Origin of the sequence: Mixta mediterraneensis (genome assembly GCF_030283135.1) — a bacterium.
Classification (GTDB): domain Bacteria; phylum Pseudomonadota; class Gammaproteobacteria; order Enterobacterales; family Enterobacteriaceae; genus Pantoea; species Pantoea mediterraneensis.
Genome location: NZ_JASUAZ010000001.1, coordinates 279,025 through 294,442, shown reverse-complemented (window position 1 = coordinate 294,442; position 15,418 = coordinate 279,025). Strand labels below are relative to the sequence as shown.

Below are 15,418 nucleotides of genomic sequence, written 5' to 3'. Positions count from 1 at the left end.
CGAGCCTGCATTGCAGGCTCGCCATTGCTTTGAGGTTAAGCCGCCAGGCCAAGGCCCACTATGTTAGCGGCGATGACGATAACGACGCAGCCAATTGATAGCACACCAATCGGACGACGCCCGACTGATTTCCACTCTTTCATCAATAGCCCAACCAAACCACCACACAGCACATACAGGCTCATGTGCAGCATCCAGCTCACATAGTCGTACTGCGGTGGGATTTTGGCGTGGCCCCAGGCATAAAAGAAGAATCGCAGATACCACATGGTGCCGCCGAGTACGGCAAAAGCGATGTTAGCCAGCAGCAGCGGTTTCGCCAGTGAGAAATCCTTACGCACCGACAGCCCGGGTTTGGTTGCCAGGCGGAAGAAACAGAATGCCAGGTTAACCAGCGCACCGCCGCCCATAATGACGACATAGCCAGGCAACGCGACGTAGAGCGGATCGATACCGGCCTGCGCGGCGGCTTCATGCATGGGTTTTGCTGCGTCCATGGCAAACGACATGCCTGCCGAGAAAATGCCGCACGTGACCGCCAGCACTAAGCCTTTCTTCAGGTTGAACTCTTCGGCGTTAATGCCCAGCGCACGCTCTTTCAACAGACCGGCGCGCGACACGATCGCCACCCCAATCAGCGCGACGAACACGCCCAGCAGCGTTAGCCGCCCACCCGTTGAGGCAAACAGCTCGCCAAAGCGTCCCTGAATCAGCGGCGTCATCAGTGTACCCACCACCAGCGTAATGCCAATAGCAATACCTATTCCCATCGACATGCCGAGATAGCGCATAGTGAGGCCATAGTTGATGTTCCCTACGCCCCACATAGCGCCAAAAATGAACACCGGAAGCAGCTGAGAGAAGCTAAAGCTGCTGTAATAAGCCCAGAAGTCTGGCAGTAATACAGCGCTGACCGCCCATGGCAAAATCAGCCATGACATCACACCGCCCACTGACCACATGGTTTCCCATGACCATCTTTTCACCTGTTTAAAAGGCGCGTAGAAGCACGCGGCACTGGCAGCTCCGACAAAATGCCAGAAGATACCTGCAATAATGGCACTGTTCATTGTTATTCCTTGGTAAGGTTGAGGCCTACAGGAAACCCAGCGGTTCCCGCCTAACAGGCAGTCTACGGTTTGCAGGAATTCTTCAGCCTTTGGATGGCTGCCGGAGACGCCAGCCTGATGGCAATATTTGCCCGTTACTCCTGTTGGAGATCACAAATTCGCATTTGTCGGAAATTCAGATGCTCAACCTGTTAAGTTGCTTATTATTCAGATATTTTTTGTTTTTTGCGGTGTGGCGCAGCACATTTTCGTACTGATTGCCGCCATAGCGGGCAGTCTGGCAAAGAGAGAAAGAATGCTTTTCATCGGCGTGTTGAAACCGTCTAAACGAATTTTCATCAATATAAGGGATTGTGATGACAACGAAGCGGTTAGCGCTGTTTCACTCACGCTCGGTCAGCCGCGTGATGCTGGATGATCTGCGCACCATTTTATCTGCTGGCGCGGCGAGCATTTTTATTAATGGGCTGGATGAATCGCAGTACGCGACGGTGGAGTGTCTGCAAAACGCGGAAGATTGCGCGCTGATTGCCTCAGCGATCGTGGTCTGGCGGCAGCCTGGACAAATCCACCGCCTGACTTACAAGAAGGGTGAAGCGTCGCGTGATGTCGATGACGCTACACAATTTCAGTTATTCACGATGTTGAAAACCCATCGCGCAGTGTTGCAAATAGCGTGATAACATTAGCACCCCGTTTACAACAGTCATTAACAGGTAAATAATGAGAATTGGCATTCTGATTCCCATCGCCATTATTATTGCGGGCGTGGGTTTTTTAGCCTGGTTTATCGGCAGTGGCCTGGCCATGCCTGGCTCCTGAAGCGCGTATTAGCGTAGTTGGCTGTCTTTACTGCCGCGGCGGTTAAACAGCCCAGCCCCTTTCTGTTGCTTATCCATTTTCTCCTGACAGGCCACACAATAGCGTACGCCCTGTAGCGCACGTCGCCGTGCCTCGGGAATAGGTTCGCCACAGGCTTCACATTCCGTCGCGCTTTCGCCATGGCCCAGAGACTGACGCACGCGCGTAATTTCATCGTTAACTGTACTGTCGATCTGCTCTTGTACTGCCCCTTCAGACGCCCAACCATTTGCCATGATTTCGCCCTCAATTTAACTTAACTCACTCTTTATTTTACAACAAATTCACAAATCTGCTGTCAATGTCATGCCAACCTGCGGTTGGTTGCCATACAAAGTAAGGCGCTGGCAATCAGAAAAAGGTGCTGCACCCGGAACTGTTTCACGCTGCATTGATTACATAATTGTAACGTACCGATAGCGGAGAACCTGCGAATGACAATACATCTTCAACATTATATTAATGGCGAATTTGTTTCCCATCAGAGTGATAAGTGGATTGAGGTAATTAACCCGTCAACCGAGGCGCTGCTGTCGCGCATTCCTGAAGGCAACGCTGAAGACGCCAGCCGCGCGATTGCCGCCGCAGAAACAGCGCAGCCTGGCTGGGAAGCGTTACCTGCCGTTGAGCGCGGCGTCTGGTTACGCAAAATCGCCGCAGCGGTTCGCGAGCGTGAGCCTGAACTCACTGCGACGATTGTTGCTGAAGGTGGAAAAACACAAGGCCTGGCAAAAAAAGAAGTGATGTTTACGGCTGACTACCTTGAATACATGGCTGAATGGGCGCGCCGTTACGAAGGTGAAATCATTAATAGCGATCGTCCAAACGAAAACATTTTCCTGTTTAAAAAAGCCATTGGCGTGACCACTGGCATTCTGCCCTGGAACTTCCCGTTCTTTCTGATTGCCCGTAAAGCAGCGCCTGCTCTGATTACCGGCAACACCATCGTGATCAAACCAAGTGAACTTACACCCAACAATGCCGGCATTTTTGCTGAAATCCTGCAAGAAATTGGTTTACCCAAAGGCGTTATCAACTTTGTTTATGGTTACGGCCCGGAAGTTGGCCAGGAGCTGGCGGCCAATCCAAAGGTAGGATTAGTCAGCCTGACCGGCAGCGTCGGCGCAGGTGTCGCGACGATGGCTGCCGCGGCAAAAAACGTGACGAAAGTTTCCCTGGAGCTGGGAGGCAAAGCGCCTGCCATCGTCATGGATGATGCGGATCTTGATATCGCCGTCAAAGCCATTGTCAGTTCTCGCGTGATCAATACTGGACAAGTATGTAACTGTGCTGAGCGCGTCTATGTGCAGGAAGGCATCTACGATCGCTTTATCACCGCCCTCACCGCAGCGTTTAAAGAGGTTAAGTTTGGCGATCCGGCGCAGCAAACGGATATCGATATGGGGCCGTTAATTACGGCGGTGGCGTTACAGCGCGTGGAACAAAAAGTGGCGAACGCCGTTGCGGATGGCGCTAACGTGGTGCTGGGTGGAAAACGTGCCGGTGATAAAGGCTTCTTCTTTGAGCCGACTATCATCACGCATGTGCGTCAGGATATGGAGATCATGCAGGAAGAGATCTTTGGTCCGGTACTGCCGGTAATGACGTTTAAAACGCTGGACGAGGCGATTGAATTAGCTAACGATTGTGAATATGGCCTGACCTCTTCGCTCTATACGCAAAACCTCAATACCACGATGAACGCGCTGCGTAAGCTGAAGTTTGGTGAAACCTATGTCAATCGTGAGAACTTTGAAGCGATGCAAGGCTTTCATGCGGGCTGGCGTAAATCTGGCGTTGGCGGGGCTGACGGTAAACATGGCCTGGAAGAGTTTCTGCAAACGCACGTTGCTTATCTGCAATTCAGTTAAATAGAGCTGGGCCGTTTATTCAGCGGCCCGGTTTTTATGTCACGCGTTTACCGCTGCGCAACAAGGCCAGACCACTTAACAATGCCACCGCCATTAAATAATAACCTGATGCCAGGTTGCTGCCGGTGGTGCTAATCAACATGCTACATATCAATGGTGCGAATCCGCCGAACACCGTCACTGCCACGTTATAGCTGATCGCCATGCCGCGGGTGCGTGTGGTCACCGGGAAGATATCGGCCATCACTGACGGCACAGTGGAGAAAGAGGGCAACGTCAGCAATGCCATCCATCCCACCAGCAAAATTAGCGTGGTTGGCGTGGTGTGATTGACCATCGCTTTAAACGCCGGAGAGATAGTCACGATCAGCAACAGCAGCGAACCCCACATCAGCGGCAATCGACCAAGACGCTCAGCCCATAATCCCATGATCGGCGTCACCACGGTTAAAATGATCCCGGCCACCAGCGTTGCGCTAAAGGCTACCCATCCCGAAATGCAGCGTTTTAGTCGCATAAGTCGGGATGTAGTTGACGGCTGTTGAGATTACCATCAGGCCAATCGCCAGCAGGATTAATGATTTCTGGCGACCAAATAGTGCCTTCAAGGGTGCCGCATGCTTCTCCTGCTCGGTAAAACTGGCTGGTTCATGGATATGACGACGAATGTACCCGCCCAGCGGCCCATCACCGGGATGGACAGCAAACTGCGTCAGAGCACATAAAAATGCGGGCCGCAGCCCGCAGTCACTATTTAATATCCACCTGATAAAAAATATGCTTACCAAACGGATCGGCTTCATAGCCGCTCACCGATTTACGTACCGGCTCGAAGATGGTCGAATGGGCAATCATTACCGCAGGCATTTGATCATGCATTATCTGTTGCGCCTGCATATAGAGTGCGGTGCGTTTGCCTTGATCCGGCTCGGCTCGCGCTTCGGTGATCAGTTTCTCAAATGGCTGATAGCACCATTTAGAGGCGTTGGAACCGCCTTTAGCCGAAGTGCAGCTGTAAAGCGGGCCGAAGAAGTTATCCGGATCGCCTGTCGCGGTAGTCCAGCCCATCAATGCCGCCTGGTGTTCGCCGCTGCGTACACGCTTGAGATATTCCCCCCATTCGTAACTGACAATATTGGCTTTGATTCCCACTTTTGCCCAGTCGGCCTGAATCATCTCCGCCATACGGCGCGCATTTGGATTGTAGGGACGCTGAACCGGCATGGCCCAGAGCGAGATTTCAGTGCCTGGCTTAATACCCGCCTGCTGTAACAGTGCTTTGGCTTTTTCAGGATCGTAATCGTAATCTTTTAGCGCCTTATCTGCGCTCCAGACGCCTGGCGGCAAAATGTTTTTAGCCACAGAGCCTGTGCCCTTAAAAATGGCGTCAATGATTGCGGGCTTGTTGATTGCCATCGCTAACGCCTGGCGTACCTGAACGTTATCCAGCGGCGCTTTGGTGGTATTGAAGGCCAGAAAACCGGTATTAAGTCCCGCTTTCTGTGCCAGCGTGATGTCTGCGTTGTCGCGCATCTTTTCTAAATCAGCCGGGTTGGGAAACGGCATCACCTGGCACTCATTTTTTTCCAGCCTGGCATAGCGCACTGACGCGTCTGGCGTGATGCTAAAAATCAGTCGATCCAGTTTGGCTTTGCCCTGCCAGTAATCAGGAAAAGCTTTGTACAAAATGCGCGAATCTTTCTGATACTGCGCCAGTTCGAATGGCCCGGTGCCAATGGGATTCATATCGACTTTTTCAGGCGTACCCGCTTTCAACATCTTGTCGGCATATTCAGCGGAATGAATTGACGCAAAATACCAGGCTAAATCGGCGAGGAATGGCGCTTCGGCATGAGATAGCGTAAAGCGCACGGTATGGTCATCAACGCGCTCAATGCTTTTGATCAGCGTAGCCAGTTCCAGGCTGTCAAAATTAGCGTAGGTGCCGCCAGAAACAGCGTGATAAGGGTTGCTGGGGTCCTTCTGGCGCATAAAAGAGAAGATGACGTCATCCGCGTTGAAATCGCGACTGGGTTTGAAAAATTTGTTGCTCTGGAATTTAACGTTATGTCGCAGATGAAAGGTGTAAACCGTGCCGTCCGGGCTGATTTCCCAGCGTTCAGCCAGGCTCGGCACCAGTTCGGTAGTGCCGGTTTTAAAATCGACCAAACGGTTAAATACCGGCACCGCACTGGCATCCACGCTAGTACCGGAGGTGTAGAGTTGTGGGTTGAAGTTTTCTGGCGAACCTTCCGAGCAATAGACTAACGTTTTCGCGTTGACGCTTGCGGTCATACTCATCCCAGCGGCAAGCAGCGTTAACATGGCTATCTTCAATTTCATTATCATCCTCGCTTTTTATTGACTTCCGATGAGCAGAATATCTAAATGAATCATTCAGATGCTTAATTGATAGCATGATTCGGCTTGCTGGCGAACCCTGGAACAATAAGGAATAGTGATGACCGTAAAATTAGAGACGCAATTAACGCAGCGATTTTTCCGTTATCTGGCAGTAAGCAGCCAAAGCGATGCGAAATCCACCACGCTGCCGAGTACGCCGAGTCAACATGCCATGGCGAAATTGCTCGCTGACGAACTGCAAACGCTGGGGCTGGATGAGATCATTATCGACCAGCACGCCACCGTGACCGCCATTAAGCGTGGAAATCGTCCTGATGCGCCGCGCATCGGTTTTATCACTCACATTGATACCGTTGATGTGGGCTTGTCGCCAGATATTCATCCACAAATTTTAACCTGGCAAGGTGAAGACCTGTGCCTGAATGTACAGCAGGATATTTGGCTGCGCCGTGATGAACATCCAGAGATTGCGCCCTATCTGGGGGAAGAGATTATCTTCAGCGATGGCACCAGCGTGCTGGGCGCAGATAACAAAGCGGCCGTGACGGTAGTCATGACGCTAATGGAAAATCTTCAGGGCGAGCATGGCGACATTGTGGTGGCGTTTGTGCCTGATGAAGAGATCGGCCTGCGAGGCGCAAAAGCTCTCGACCTGGAAACACGCTTTAACGTCGATTTTGCCTGGACAATCGACTGCTGCGAACTCGGCGAAGTGGTATATGAAAACTTTAACGGCGCGTCGGCAGAAATAAAGTTCACTGGCGTGCCTGCTCATCCTATGTCAGGTAAAGGCGTGCTGGTGAATCCTTTACTGATGGCACATGATTTTATCAGCCAGTTTGATCGTCAGGAGACGCCCGAACATACCGAAGGCCGCGAAGGCTATATTTGGTTCAATGAAATTCAGGCCAATGCCAGCCAGGCAACGCTGAAAGCCTCGATTCGTGATTTTGATCTGAATAGCTATCAGGCGCGCAAAGAGAAATTGCAACAGGCAGTCGAAGATATCGCCGCACGTTACCCAACCGGCCACGTCTACATTGCTATAACCGATATTTACAGCAACATCAGTAATGCGCTGGGTGACGATCGTCGGGCAATTGATTTGATTTTCACGGCGCTGGCCGAACTGGATATTGAGCCGAAGGTGATACCGATGCGTGGCGGTACAGACGGCGCCGCGTTATCAGCAAAAGGTTTGCTTACGCCTAATTTCTTTACCGGCGCGCATAATTTCCATTCGCGTTTCGAATTTTTGCCCATTACCTCGTTTGTGAAGTCTTATCAGGTTGCGGAAAAACTCTGTTATCTGGCGGCTCGCTGAGAAAACTGTCGGGTGTGATAGCGCCCGACAGTATCCAGTTATTTCTTCACGCTGACATCAATGCCAGGAAAGTATTTTTCAGCCAGCTTCTTCACGGTGCCATCAGTCTGGACTTTGACAATTGCCGCATCCAGTGACTGCTTCAGTCCGGCATCGCCTTTACGCAAGCCAAAACCAATGCCCGTTCCCAGGATGGTATCGTCTTCTACCGGCTTGCCGATAAAAGAAAACCCCTTGCCTTGCGGCTTGCTGAGGAAACCTGACTGTCCAGCCGCAGACATGACCAGCGTGCCGTCCAGACGACCTGCGACCATATCGTTATAAACCTGGTTTTGATCCTGATATGACGTTACGGTAACGCCCTGTGATTCCCAATGCTTTTTGGCATAGGTTTCCTGAATCGAACCCTGCAATACGCCAATGTTTTTGCCTTTCAGCGCGTCTGCGGTGGGGGCCGTCACCTGCCCTTCTTTACCAATTAACATGGTTGGAATGCGGTAAATCGGGTTGGTAAAATCGATGCTTTTAGCGCGCGCTTCAGTGATATTCATTGCGGAGTTAATTGCGTCGAATTTTTTTGCGGTCAGCGCCGGAATTAACGCATCAAAACTGCTTTCAACCCAGTTACAGGTAAAGTTACCTGCTTTACAGATGGCATTCCCCAGATCAATGTCGAATCCTTCCAGCTCACCTTGCGCGTTACGGCTTTCAAAGGGCGGATACTGTGATTCGAGACCATAACGCAGGCTTTCCTGAGCAAATGCGTGTATTGACGTCATCATACCCAGAGCGAGAAACAGCGCATTCAGTTTTTTCATTCTTCATTAACCCCTGATTATTGTTTGACGTTGCACAGCGCCGCAGCGCCAGCCTGCAACGTTACGTCGTCTTTTGCGAACGAAAGACGGATGAGTTTATTGTCTGTGCCATCCATATAAAATGCCGATAACGGAATGGTGGCCACACCGTGATCGACAATAAGGCGTTTAACCATTTCGCTATCGGATTCGTTACTGAAATGACCGTAACTCGCTAACATAAAGAACGAACCCGCACACGGCAGCAGCCTGAAAGGGGAATTCTGCATCAACGTTTGCAGACGATCGCGCTTCTGCTGATAAAAAGACGACAGCGAAAGATAATTTTCGGCATTTTGCAAATAGTGTGCGAAACCCACCTGCATCGGCGTGTCGGCGGCATACATCATAAACTGATGAACTTTTACCAGTTCAGTCATTAGCGCAGCCGGAGCCAGACAATATCCCACACGCCAGCCGGTAACGTGAAAAGTTTTGCCGAACGACGAAACGATGACGCTGCGCTCGGCCAGATCCGGGTGTGTTGCCATACCACAGTGTTTGCGGCCATCAAACAGAATGTGTTCGTATACTTCGTCAGACAACACCACAATATTGGTGTGACGAGTTAAGGCCGCCAGCCGGTCAAGATCCGCTGGCGTCAACACCTGTGCGCTTGGGTTGTGCGGCGTATTGATGATGATCATCCGGGTGCGCGACGTCAGCGCTGCCTGCAATTCATCCCAGTTAATGGCAAATTCTGGCATCTGCAATTTCAGGCCAATCGGTTTGCCGCCCTGCAAACGTACCACTGGCGCATAGCTGTCGAACGCCGGTTCGAAGAAAATGACTTCATCCCCCGGATGCACCAGCGCTGAAATCGCCATGTAGATGCCCTGGCTGGCGCTGCCAGTGATTAATACTTCGCTGGCAGGATCGTAGCGCTGGCCGTAAAGCGCATGAACTTTGTTGGCTAACGCTTCTCTCAGTGCCGGTAAGCCGGTCATGGGAGCGTATTGGTTATGGCCTTCCCGCATTGCCCGGCTAACCGCTTCTACCAATGCGGGATCGCAGGGAAAGTTCGGTGCGCCTTGCGACAGATTAATTGCCTTGTGCTGGGTCGAGAGCTGTCCGATGACGCTAAAAATGGTGGTGCCGACGTCGGGCAGTTTTGAGGAGATCTGTACGGGCGATTTCAGAGACATAGTTACTCCGGTTAAATGCATAAACAGCTAAAATGCGTAAATTTCTATTCAACGGACTACTGCTTGAGACAACAAGCGAATTGTTGTCATAATAGCCATGATAAAAATGCATAGCTTGAGGTTCATGTGTCACGCTCATCGCTTCCACTCAATGCCATTCATGCGTTTCTGGTGACGGCACGCCATGAAAATCTCACCCATGCGGCCAGCGAACTGTGCCTGACACAAGGCGCGGTGAGCCGTAAGATCGCAGCGCTGGAAAGCTGGCTGGGTTTCGCCCTGTTTGATCGTCATGCGCGCGGCTTGCGCCTGACGCCACAGGGCGCGGCGCTGTTGCCTGAACTGCGTCAGGGCTTTGGAATCATGCTGAAGGCAACTGAAAAGGCCAGCCGCAGTAATGCCAGCATTCGCCTTAAAGCGCCCACCTGCGCCATGCGCTGGCTGGTGCCACGGCTGGTTTTGCTTGAGCAACAGCACCCTGAGCTGCATGTCGCCTTAACCACCACGCTCGATCATGCTTCGCAACTGGATAATTTTGATGCCGCGATTGTCTATGGCAAGCCGCAACCCGGAGCGATTCTGTTATTTGAGGAATCGATGGTGCCGGTAATGGCGGCGGGCTCACCGCCTCCCGCCACGCCAGCTAATTTAGCGGGTATGACATTTTTGCATCCCACCCATGATACACGCGACTGGCAGTTATGGCTGGATGCCTGTCAGGTAGAGGTATCCATGAAGCGTAATCAGCATTTCGCGACCATGGATCTGGCTATCAGTGCGGCCATTCAGGGATTTGGCGTCACTATGGCGGACAGTAATCTGGTGGAGAATGATATTGCCAGCGGCAGGCTAATAGCGCCTTTCGCTGGCGAGGTGAAGACCGGGGCGGCGTACAGTTTATTGCAGCGACCGGCGGGTGATGCGCCACCTTTCCTGCAGGATTTGGTGGCTTGGCTGTGTCAGTCTCAGAAAGTGACCCAATCCCCGTTGTCGGCGACCGGTTTAGCCTGAGCCGGAACCAAAGCGGGTGATTTTAATGGCTGGCTGACCGTTGGCGCTGGCCGAAGAGCGTGGCAGCTCTCTGACAGGCGGAATTTCGCTACCGAGGCTTGTAGTGCTTCGGTTTGAAGCGCCAGCGCGCTGGCTGCGGCGGAAACTTCCTCTACCAGCGAGGCGTTCTGCTGTGTAACGCTATCCATTTCTGTCACTGCCACGCCAACCTGCGATATACCTTTGCTTTGCTCTTCTGAGGCGGCCGCAATCTGCTTCATGATCGCATCCACATTCTGTACCGATTTAAGAATGTCATTCATGGTTGTACCGGTGGTGCCAACCAGTTCAGCGCCCTTCTCCACGCGCTGTACAGAGTCTTCGATGAGCGTCGCGATCTCTTTGGCTGCGCCGGCACTGCGCTGCGCCAGGTTACGCACTTCGCTGGCAACCACAGCAAAACCACGCCCTTGTTCACCGGCGCGTGCCGCTTCAACCGCCGCGTTAAGGGCGAGGATGTTGGTCTGAAACGCAATGCCGTTAATCACACTGGTAATTTCAGCAATTTTCTTCGAGCTACCTGAAATGCCGTTCATGGTATTGATCACTTCACTGACCAGATTGCCACCTTGCTGCGCGGTGGTTGAGGCTGTTTCAGCCAGCGTACTGGCCTGGCGCGCGTTGTCGGCATTGAATTTTACCGTGGCGGTCAGCTGTTCCATGCTGGCAGCGGTTTGCTCCAGCGCCGCGGCTTGTTCTTCCGTGCGTGACGACAGATCATTATTGCCGGCAGAAATCTCAGCGGCTCCGCGTGAAATATTTTCAGCCCCGCTACGAATAGCGCCAACCGCTTCACGCAGGCTCTCCTGCATCGCACTCAGCAACGGCACCAGTTTACCCACACAGTTGCGACCAAATTCATGTACTGGCTGGCTCAGATCACCATTGGCAATCAGGATGAAATGCGCACGCAACCGCCCTAAGGGCTTAACCAGCATCGCCGCTAAGTAACGATCGGTGAACAGCAAAATCAGTAAGCCTGCTATCACCGCAATCATGATAATGACTTTAGTTATCGCGGTCAGGTGATCAACAGCAATCCGTGTTTCGCCCAGTTTAACTGCCGCGGCCTGATTAAACTTCTCGGCGCTGGCACCAAAGGCGCGGCTTAATGCTGGCGTAACGTTATTGGCCTGCTGGCGATAGGCATCAACGCTTTCCTGGCGAGCACGTTGCAATTGTGGCGAAACGCCTTCATCCAGCAACTTCTGCCAGCTATCGATAACGTTATTGACCACCTCGGCATCCATCGGGCCGGGTGCCAGCTGCTTAAAGCGCGCCAGCTTTTGGGTCATGTTACCGAGCGCAAGCTGTACCGGCTCCCACGCGCTATCGGCGGGTGTTGCGCCAGACGCTTTACTTTCCATCACACGTGAAAGCCTCGTCACAACGCGAAAATATTGGTCGTTGCCCTGACTCAGCACTGTCATTTGTTCTACAAGATGACGGTCAACTTCATTGCCTTCGCTTAATGTGCCAAGAGAATGAATACTAAACAGACCGACGCCGCTCCAGAGTAAACAAAACAGCCCCAGAACGGAGAGCAGGACAGTGCGAATTGTGAAGTTTTTGAAAATTCCCATACCAAATCCTTTACGGTGATAACCGGTGTTGGCCCGCTTAAAACGGGCATACAGGGGTTATCGGCAGGGAACAATGAAGATGTAACATGTTTGTTAGCTATGTTAACTAACTTACCGTTTTCCGCTGGTAAATAGCTTAATAATCGTGGTGTTATACGCAAATAAATTTGCTAACAGGTTAAAATATTGTTCGTTCAGAGCTTAACCATCTTTGTCATCATCAGGCGAAACAGCCGCATGCGAGCCTTCATAAAGTTGCGCTTTAGCACCAGCCGATCCTGTTGTTGATCGCCCAGTGACAGCGTGATGTCTGCGCCTGGGTGCCATGCAGGCCAGGGCACTTCGCCTTCCAGCGTCTGCTTAAACTCGCTGGCATCGCGCGCAAAGGTAAACCAGTAATGACTTACCCGATCAGAAAAGGCCCGATCCTTTGCGGTATAGACCCGATCATCATTCGCGTTCGGCATATGGGCTAAAGTATTCATTACGTAGGGGACTTCATTGCCATGCCAGGTGCCGTGAGGATAAAGATCGCGGGCATTTTCCGAGACGTAATCAAACCAGTAGCGCCAGCCGGGCATGCCGACATTATGTTGCGCACGCATAACCAGCCAGGGGATGATGCTAAATGCCATGTCGCGCGCGACTGCCCGACCCAGGCATTTATCATCATGGATGTCATACATCCATTTTAACAGGCGATAGCTGAAACGATTTTTATCACGCAACTGATGAAGAATCGCTGTGGCATCGACATCGAAATATTCCAGTACGCTGGCTTCATCGCTATTGCTGCCCGCTATAAGCGGCACGCGATGTTGCCGGGCAGCGAAAAATGTCTCCAGCATCGGCTCAGGTAAAACGACATCACCCGCAATCGGGACCGGACCAATCATCAATGGCCGATCTAATGACCAGAACGCATCGGTTGGCAAGTCACGCAACTGCTCAGCGCTGACGTTCTCGTCTAAACCAAAATGTTTTGCTACGTTAATTCCCTGCTGCAACGCTTTTTTGCGTGGTACGTCTGGCAAACTGTAGGCGCTTTGAACGATGCCTTTATGGAACAGACCTTCGGCCAGCGGTGAACAGCACAGCGACAGCACGCTACGTGCGCCTGATGATTCGCCAAACAGGGTGACATTGCGGCGATCGCCGCCAAAAGCAGGAATGTTGCGTTGTACCCATTGCAGCGCGGCAATTTGGTCGAGCAGGCCAAAATTATTCACCATCCCATTGGCTGGGCATTCCTTGTCCAGCGCGGGATGGGCAAAGAATCCCAGGTGCCCTAAACGGTAATTGACCGTAACGACAACCGCGCCGCGTGATGCCAGTGGTTTGCCGTTATAAGGCGCTAACCCGCCCGCGCCGATAGTGTACCCGCCGCCGTGCAGCCAGACCATCACCGGTAACGGCTTCACCGGTTCGATGTCTGGTGTCCAGACATTAAGATACAGACAATCCTCACTAAAATTTCCGGGATCGCCACCGCCTACAGCCAGGCAATATTCACGGTTCTGCCAACTGGCAGCACCAAAAAGTGTGGCGTCGCGCACAGTCTGCCAGGGCTTAACGGGTTGCGGGGCGCGCCAGCGAAGCGGGCCTTCTGGCGCAGCGGCATAGGGTATACCTTTGAAGACAAAGAGATCATCGTCCATGCTCCCTCGCAACTCGCCTTCCGCAGTCATAATCCTCAGACCTGTTTCATTTTTCATTACCAGTTCCCTGTTCAAGCGTCTTTCCATTATTTGCAGGGCTTAAGACATTGTCTATGTCTGAGGCCCATTTGCAGAATATGCTGAAGAGGGAAAAAAGCGTTGAGCAAGCTAATCAAAACTACAGAACGGGCAGCGGCGTGGCTTTCTTTCGCATTTTATTGTGACCGGCAGAGGCACCTGATGGATAAATCTAAAAAAGGCGAAGCGTATCGCCTTCTCTTTTAGTTCACTAAGCCACAGCGCTGAAGCGAACGCTGTTGCCGCTCAGCATACAGCTGCATCTCATCTTTTACTTCACTTCCTAAGGCGCGCTCAAAGCTCGCGCGGCTGGACTGGCCGGCAGAGCGCGCTTGCGTTTTATCACCTAAGTTTGACTGGAAAATGCCTGCGGCGCTGACAGGCAAAAAATCTTCATAAATAACAGGATCGGCTATCACGCGCCCTTCAGCAATTAATGTCTCCAGGTCTTCCCCGTTTCGTGGTGGCGTTGCCTGGCCTTTTTCGCTTAAACGATAGTCAAACCATGCCAGTGCTTGCTGCCGCAGAGTCGCTTCATCATCAGGAAAATCACGGAATATGCGGGCAAGCTGTTGTTGATGCTGTTGATTATCTGTGCCGCTCCCCGCTTCGGTCAGTAAGCGATCATAAAGCGCGCGGCCTTTAGGGGTTAACGCCACACCCCGCTGCTCGATTTCGCCAAAACGTGCGGTGTGTGTTCCCTGATGCCCGTCGTTAAAAATTACAGGTTCCTCAAGCGCTTTAAAACTGGTCTGGCGCAGCAAAATGGGGATCTGGCGACGGGGCGGACCTTCAATCAGGACTTTGGGATCGATACCGCGCGACGGCATCATTTCCTGCACCCGATCAATATCCAGTGTCCGCGGCGTCAGGTGATTAATGTGGCAGCCGGGGAAGCACACCACATCAGCAATTAGCCGGTGCTGCTGATTTAGCGCGTGGTAAGTCTCACTGTCCACACTGCTGTGCGAATGCCAGCGGAAAGTTTCCAGTGCTTCATCGACAAACATTGCAGCGTCTTCTGCGTGTAAGCCACCTTGCTGTTGATGTTGCAGGATCAGCTGACGGCAACGTGGCGTGAAAATATCGCGAGCCGCCAGAATTTCTGCCGCTTTTTTACGCAGCACTTCATCTTCAATTAATTCAAGACGCAACAGTGAAGTGAAAATGCGGAAAGGATTACGCCGTAAGGCGGCATCATCAACAGGGCGAAAAGCCGTAGAATGCACGGGCACACCGGCCTGTGAGAGGTCGTAATACCCTACGGGAAACATGCCCATCACCGCAAACATTTGTCGCAGCATTGAGAGCTCTTCCGCGCGGCCAACACGAATCGCGCCATGACGTTCTATATTAAGGCGGCTGAGTTCATCTGCTGCTGACAGCCGATTTTTCAGGCCAGCATCGGCTTCTAACCGGCGTTCATTAACCGTCATCACTAACTGCATCAACGTACCGTATTGCGGCACTTCCTGTTGATACATGGCTGACATCGCCTGAGAGAAGCGTGTACGGATGGCATCCGCACTTTGAAAGTTGTCCATCTTGTCCCCCTGG

The 15,418-nt window shown here is 52.1% G+C and carries 13 protein-coding genes and 1 pseudogene; 5 read left to right on the top strand and 9 right to left on the bottom strand.

Going from position 1 to position 15,418, the window contains the following annotated elements; genetic code table 11:
• Positions 1–35: 35 nt before the first annotated feature.
• Positions 36–1,070, bottom strand: coding sequence for an L-rhamnose/proton symporter RhaT (gene rhaT, locus QRY16_RS01375; RefSeq protein ID WP_289775374.1), 1,035 nt, complete (start codon positions 1,068–1,070; stop codon positions 36–38).
• 356 nt (positions 1,071–1,426) lie between these two features.
• On the opposite strand from rhaT, the gene QRY16_RS01370 reads away from it, so the two are divergent.
• Together QRY16_RS01370 and QRY16_RS01365 are read left to right on the top strand one after the other, a co-directional pair.
• Positions 1,427–1,750, top strand: coding sequence for a hypothetical protein (locus QRY16_RS01370; RefSeq protein WP_289775373.1), 324 nt, complete (start codon positions 1,427–1,429; stop codon positions 1,748–1,750).
• A gap of 43 nt (positions 1,751–1,793) precedes the next feature.
• A complete protein-coding gene (locus QRY16_RS01365; protein ID WP_289775372.1) occupies positions 1,794–1,892 on the top strand; it encodes a YoaK family small membrane protein in 99 nt (32 codons plus the stop codon).
• An 8-nt stretch (positions 1,893–1,900) separates the two neighbouring features.
• On the opposite strand, the gene QRY16_RS01360 is transcribed toward QRY16_RS01365, so the two are convergent.
• Positions 1,901–2,167, bottom strand: coding sequence for a DksA/TraR family C4-type zinc finger protein (locus QRY16_RS01360; protein WP_289775371.1), 267 nt, complete (start codon positions 2,165–2,167; stop codon positions 1,901–1,903).
• A 198-nt stretch (positions 2,168–2,365) separates the two neighbouring features.
• On the opposite strand from QRY16_RS01360, the gene aldA reads away from it, so the two are divergent.
• Positions 2,366–3,802, top strand: coding sequence for an aldehyde dehydrogenase (gene aldA / locus QRY16_RS01355; protein WP_289775370.1), 1,437 nt, complete (start codon positions 2,366–2,368; stop codon positions 3,800–3,802).
• 34 nt (positions 3,803–3,836) lie between these two features.
• Here the strand turns inward: aldA and QRY16_RS01350 are convergent.
• Positions 3,837–4,488 (bottom strand): annotated as a pseudogene (locus QRY16_RS01350) (MFS transporter); the annotation flags it as partial.
• Between the two features lie 64 nt (positions 4,489–4,552).
• Complete coding sequence (locus tag QRY16_RS01345) at positions 4,553–6,145, bottom strand: ABC transporter substrate-binding protein (protein WP_289775369.1); 1,593 nt, start codon at positions 6,143–6,145, stop codon at positions 4,553–4,555.
• Positions 6,146–6,263: 118 nt separating this feature from the next.
• On the opposite strand from QRY16_RS01345, the gene pepT reads away from it, so the two are divergent.
• Positions 6,264–7,490, top strand: a complete 1,227-nt coding sequence (pepT, locus tag QRY16_RS01340) for a peptidase T (protein ID WP_193404193.1) — start codon at positions 6,264–6,266, stop codon at positions 7,488–7,490.
• A gap of 38 nt (positions 7,491–7,528) precedes the next feature.
• Here the strand turns inward: pepT and QRY16_RS01335 are convergent, their stop codons facing one another.
• Together QRY16_RS01335 and QRY16_RS01330 are read right to left on the bottom strand one after the other, a co-directional pair.
• Positions 7,529–8,308, bottom strand: a complete 780-nt coding sequence (locus QRY16_RS01335) for a transporter substrate-binding domain-containing protein (RefSeq protein WP_289775368.1) — start codon at positions 8,306–8,308, stop codon at positions 7,529–7,531.
• Positions 8,309–8,325: 17 nt separating this feature from the next.
• Positions 8,326–9,492, bottom strand: a complete 1,167-nt coding sequence (locus QRY16_RS01330; protein WP_289775367.1) for a methionine aminotransferase — start codon at positions 9,490–9,492, stop codon at positions 8,326–8,328.
• Between the two features lie 126 nt (positions 9,493–9,618).
• Here QRY16_RS01330 and QRY16_RS01325 point away from each other — a divergent pair, with 126 nt between their 5' ends.
• A complete protein-coding gene (locus QRY16_RS01325) occupies positions 9,619–10,503 on the top strand; it encodes a LysR substrate-binding domain-containing protein (protein WP_193404195.1) in 885 nt (294 codons plus the stop codon).
• On the opposite strand, the gene QRY16_RS01320 is transcribed toward QRY16_RS01325, so the two are convergent.
• From QRY16_RS01320 to hglS, 3 genes are all read right to left on the bottom strand, one after another.
• Positions 10,458–12,125 (bottom strand): methyl-accepting chemotaxis protein, encoded by a 1,668-nt coding sequence (locus QRY16_RS01320; RefSeq protein ID WP_289775366.1) that lies wholly within the window; start codon positions 12,123–12,125, stop codon positions 10,458–10,460. The two genes, QRY16_RS01325 and QRY16_RS01320, sit on opposite strands and share 46 nt — an antisense overlap.
• A gap of 194 nt (positions 12,126–12,319) precedes the next feature.
• Entirely contained in the window at positions 12,320–13,840 is a 1,521-nt protein-coding gene (locus tag QRY16_RS01315) for a carboxylesterase/lipase family protein (RefSeq protein ID WP_289775365.1), read from the bottom strand.
• A 224-nt stretch (positions 13,841–14,064) separates the two neighbouring features.
• On the bottom strand, positions 14,065–15,405 hold the full coding sequence (gene hglS, locus QRY16_RS01310; RefSeq protein ID WP_289775364.1) for a 2-oxoadipate dioxygenase/decarboxylase HglS: 1,341 nt from the start codon (positions 15,403–15,405) through the stop codon (positions 14,065–14,067).
• Positions 15,406–15,418 lie beyond the last annotated feature (13 nt).

What these genes read in the sequence shown, in the direction of transcription:
- QRY16_RS01315 (WP_289775365.1), bottom strand. Translation starts at nt 13,840, where the DNA reads ATGAAAAATGAAACAGGTCTGAGGATTATGACTGCGGAAGGCGAGTTG.
- QRY16_RS01360 (WP_289775371.1), bottom strand. Translation starts at nt 2,167, where the DNA reads ATGGCAAATGGTTGGGCGTCTGAAGGGGCAGTACAAGAGCAGATCGAC.
- rhaT (WP_289775374.1), bottom strand. Translation starts at nt 1,070, where the DNA reads ATGAACAGTGCCATTATTGCAGGTATCTTCTGGCATTTTGTCGGAGCT.
- QRY16_RS01320 (WP_289775366.1), bottom strand. Translation starts at nt 12,125, where the DNA reads ATGGGAATTTTCAAAAACTTCACAATTCGCACTGTCCTGCTCTCCGTT.
- QRY16_RS01370 (WP_289775373.1), top strand. Translation starts at nt 1,427, where the DNA reads ATGACAACGAAGCGGTTAGCGCTGTTTCACTCACGCTCGGTCAGCCGC.
- pepT (WP_193404193.1), top strand. Translation starts at nt 6,264, where the DNA reads ATGACCGTAAAATTAGAGACGCAATTAACGCAGCGATTTTTCCGTTAT.
- QRY16_RS01330 (WP_289775367.1), bottom strand. Translation starts at nt 9,492, where the DNA reads ATGTCTCTGAAATCGCCCGTACAGATCTCCTCAAAACTGCCCGACGTC.
- QRY16_RS01345 (WP_289775369.1), bottom strand. Translation starts at nt 6,145, where the DNA reads ATGAAATTGAAGATAGCCATGTTAACGCTGCTTGCCGCTGGGATGAGT.
- hglS (WP_289775364.1), bottom strand. Translation starts at nt 15,405, where the DNA reads ATGGACAACTTTCAAAGTGCGGATGCCATCCGTACACGCTTCTCTCAG.
- QRY16_RS01335 (WP_289775368.1), bottom strand. Translation starts at nt 8,308, where the DNA reads ATGAAAAAACTGAATGCGCTGTTTCTCGCTCTGGGTATGATGACGTCA.
- aldA (WP_289775370.1), top strand. Translation starts at nt 2,366, where the DNA reads ATGACAATACATCTTCAACATTATATTAATGGCGAATTTGTTTCCCAT.
- QRY16_RS01365 (WP_289775372.1), top strand. Translation starts at nt 1,794, where the DNA reads ATGAGAATTGGCATTCTGATTCCCATCGCCATTATTATTGCGGGCGTG.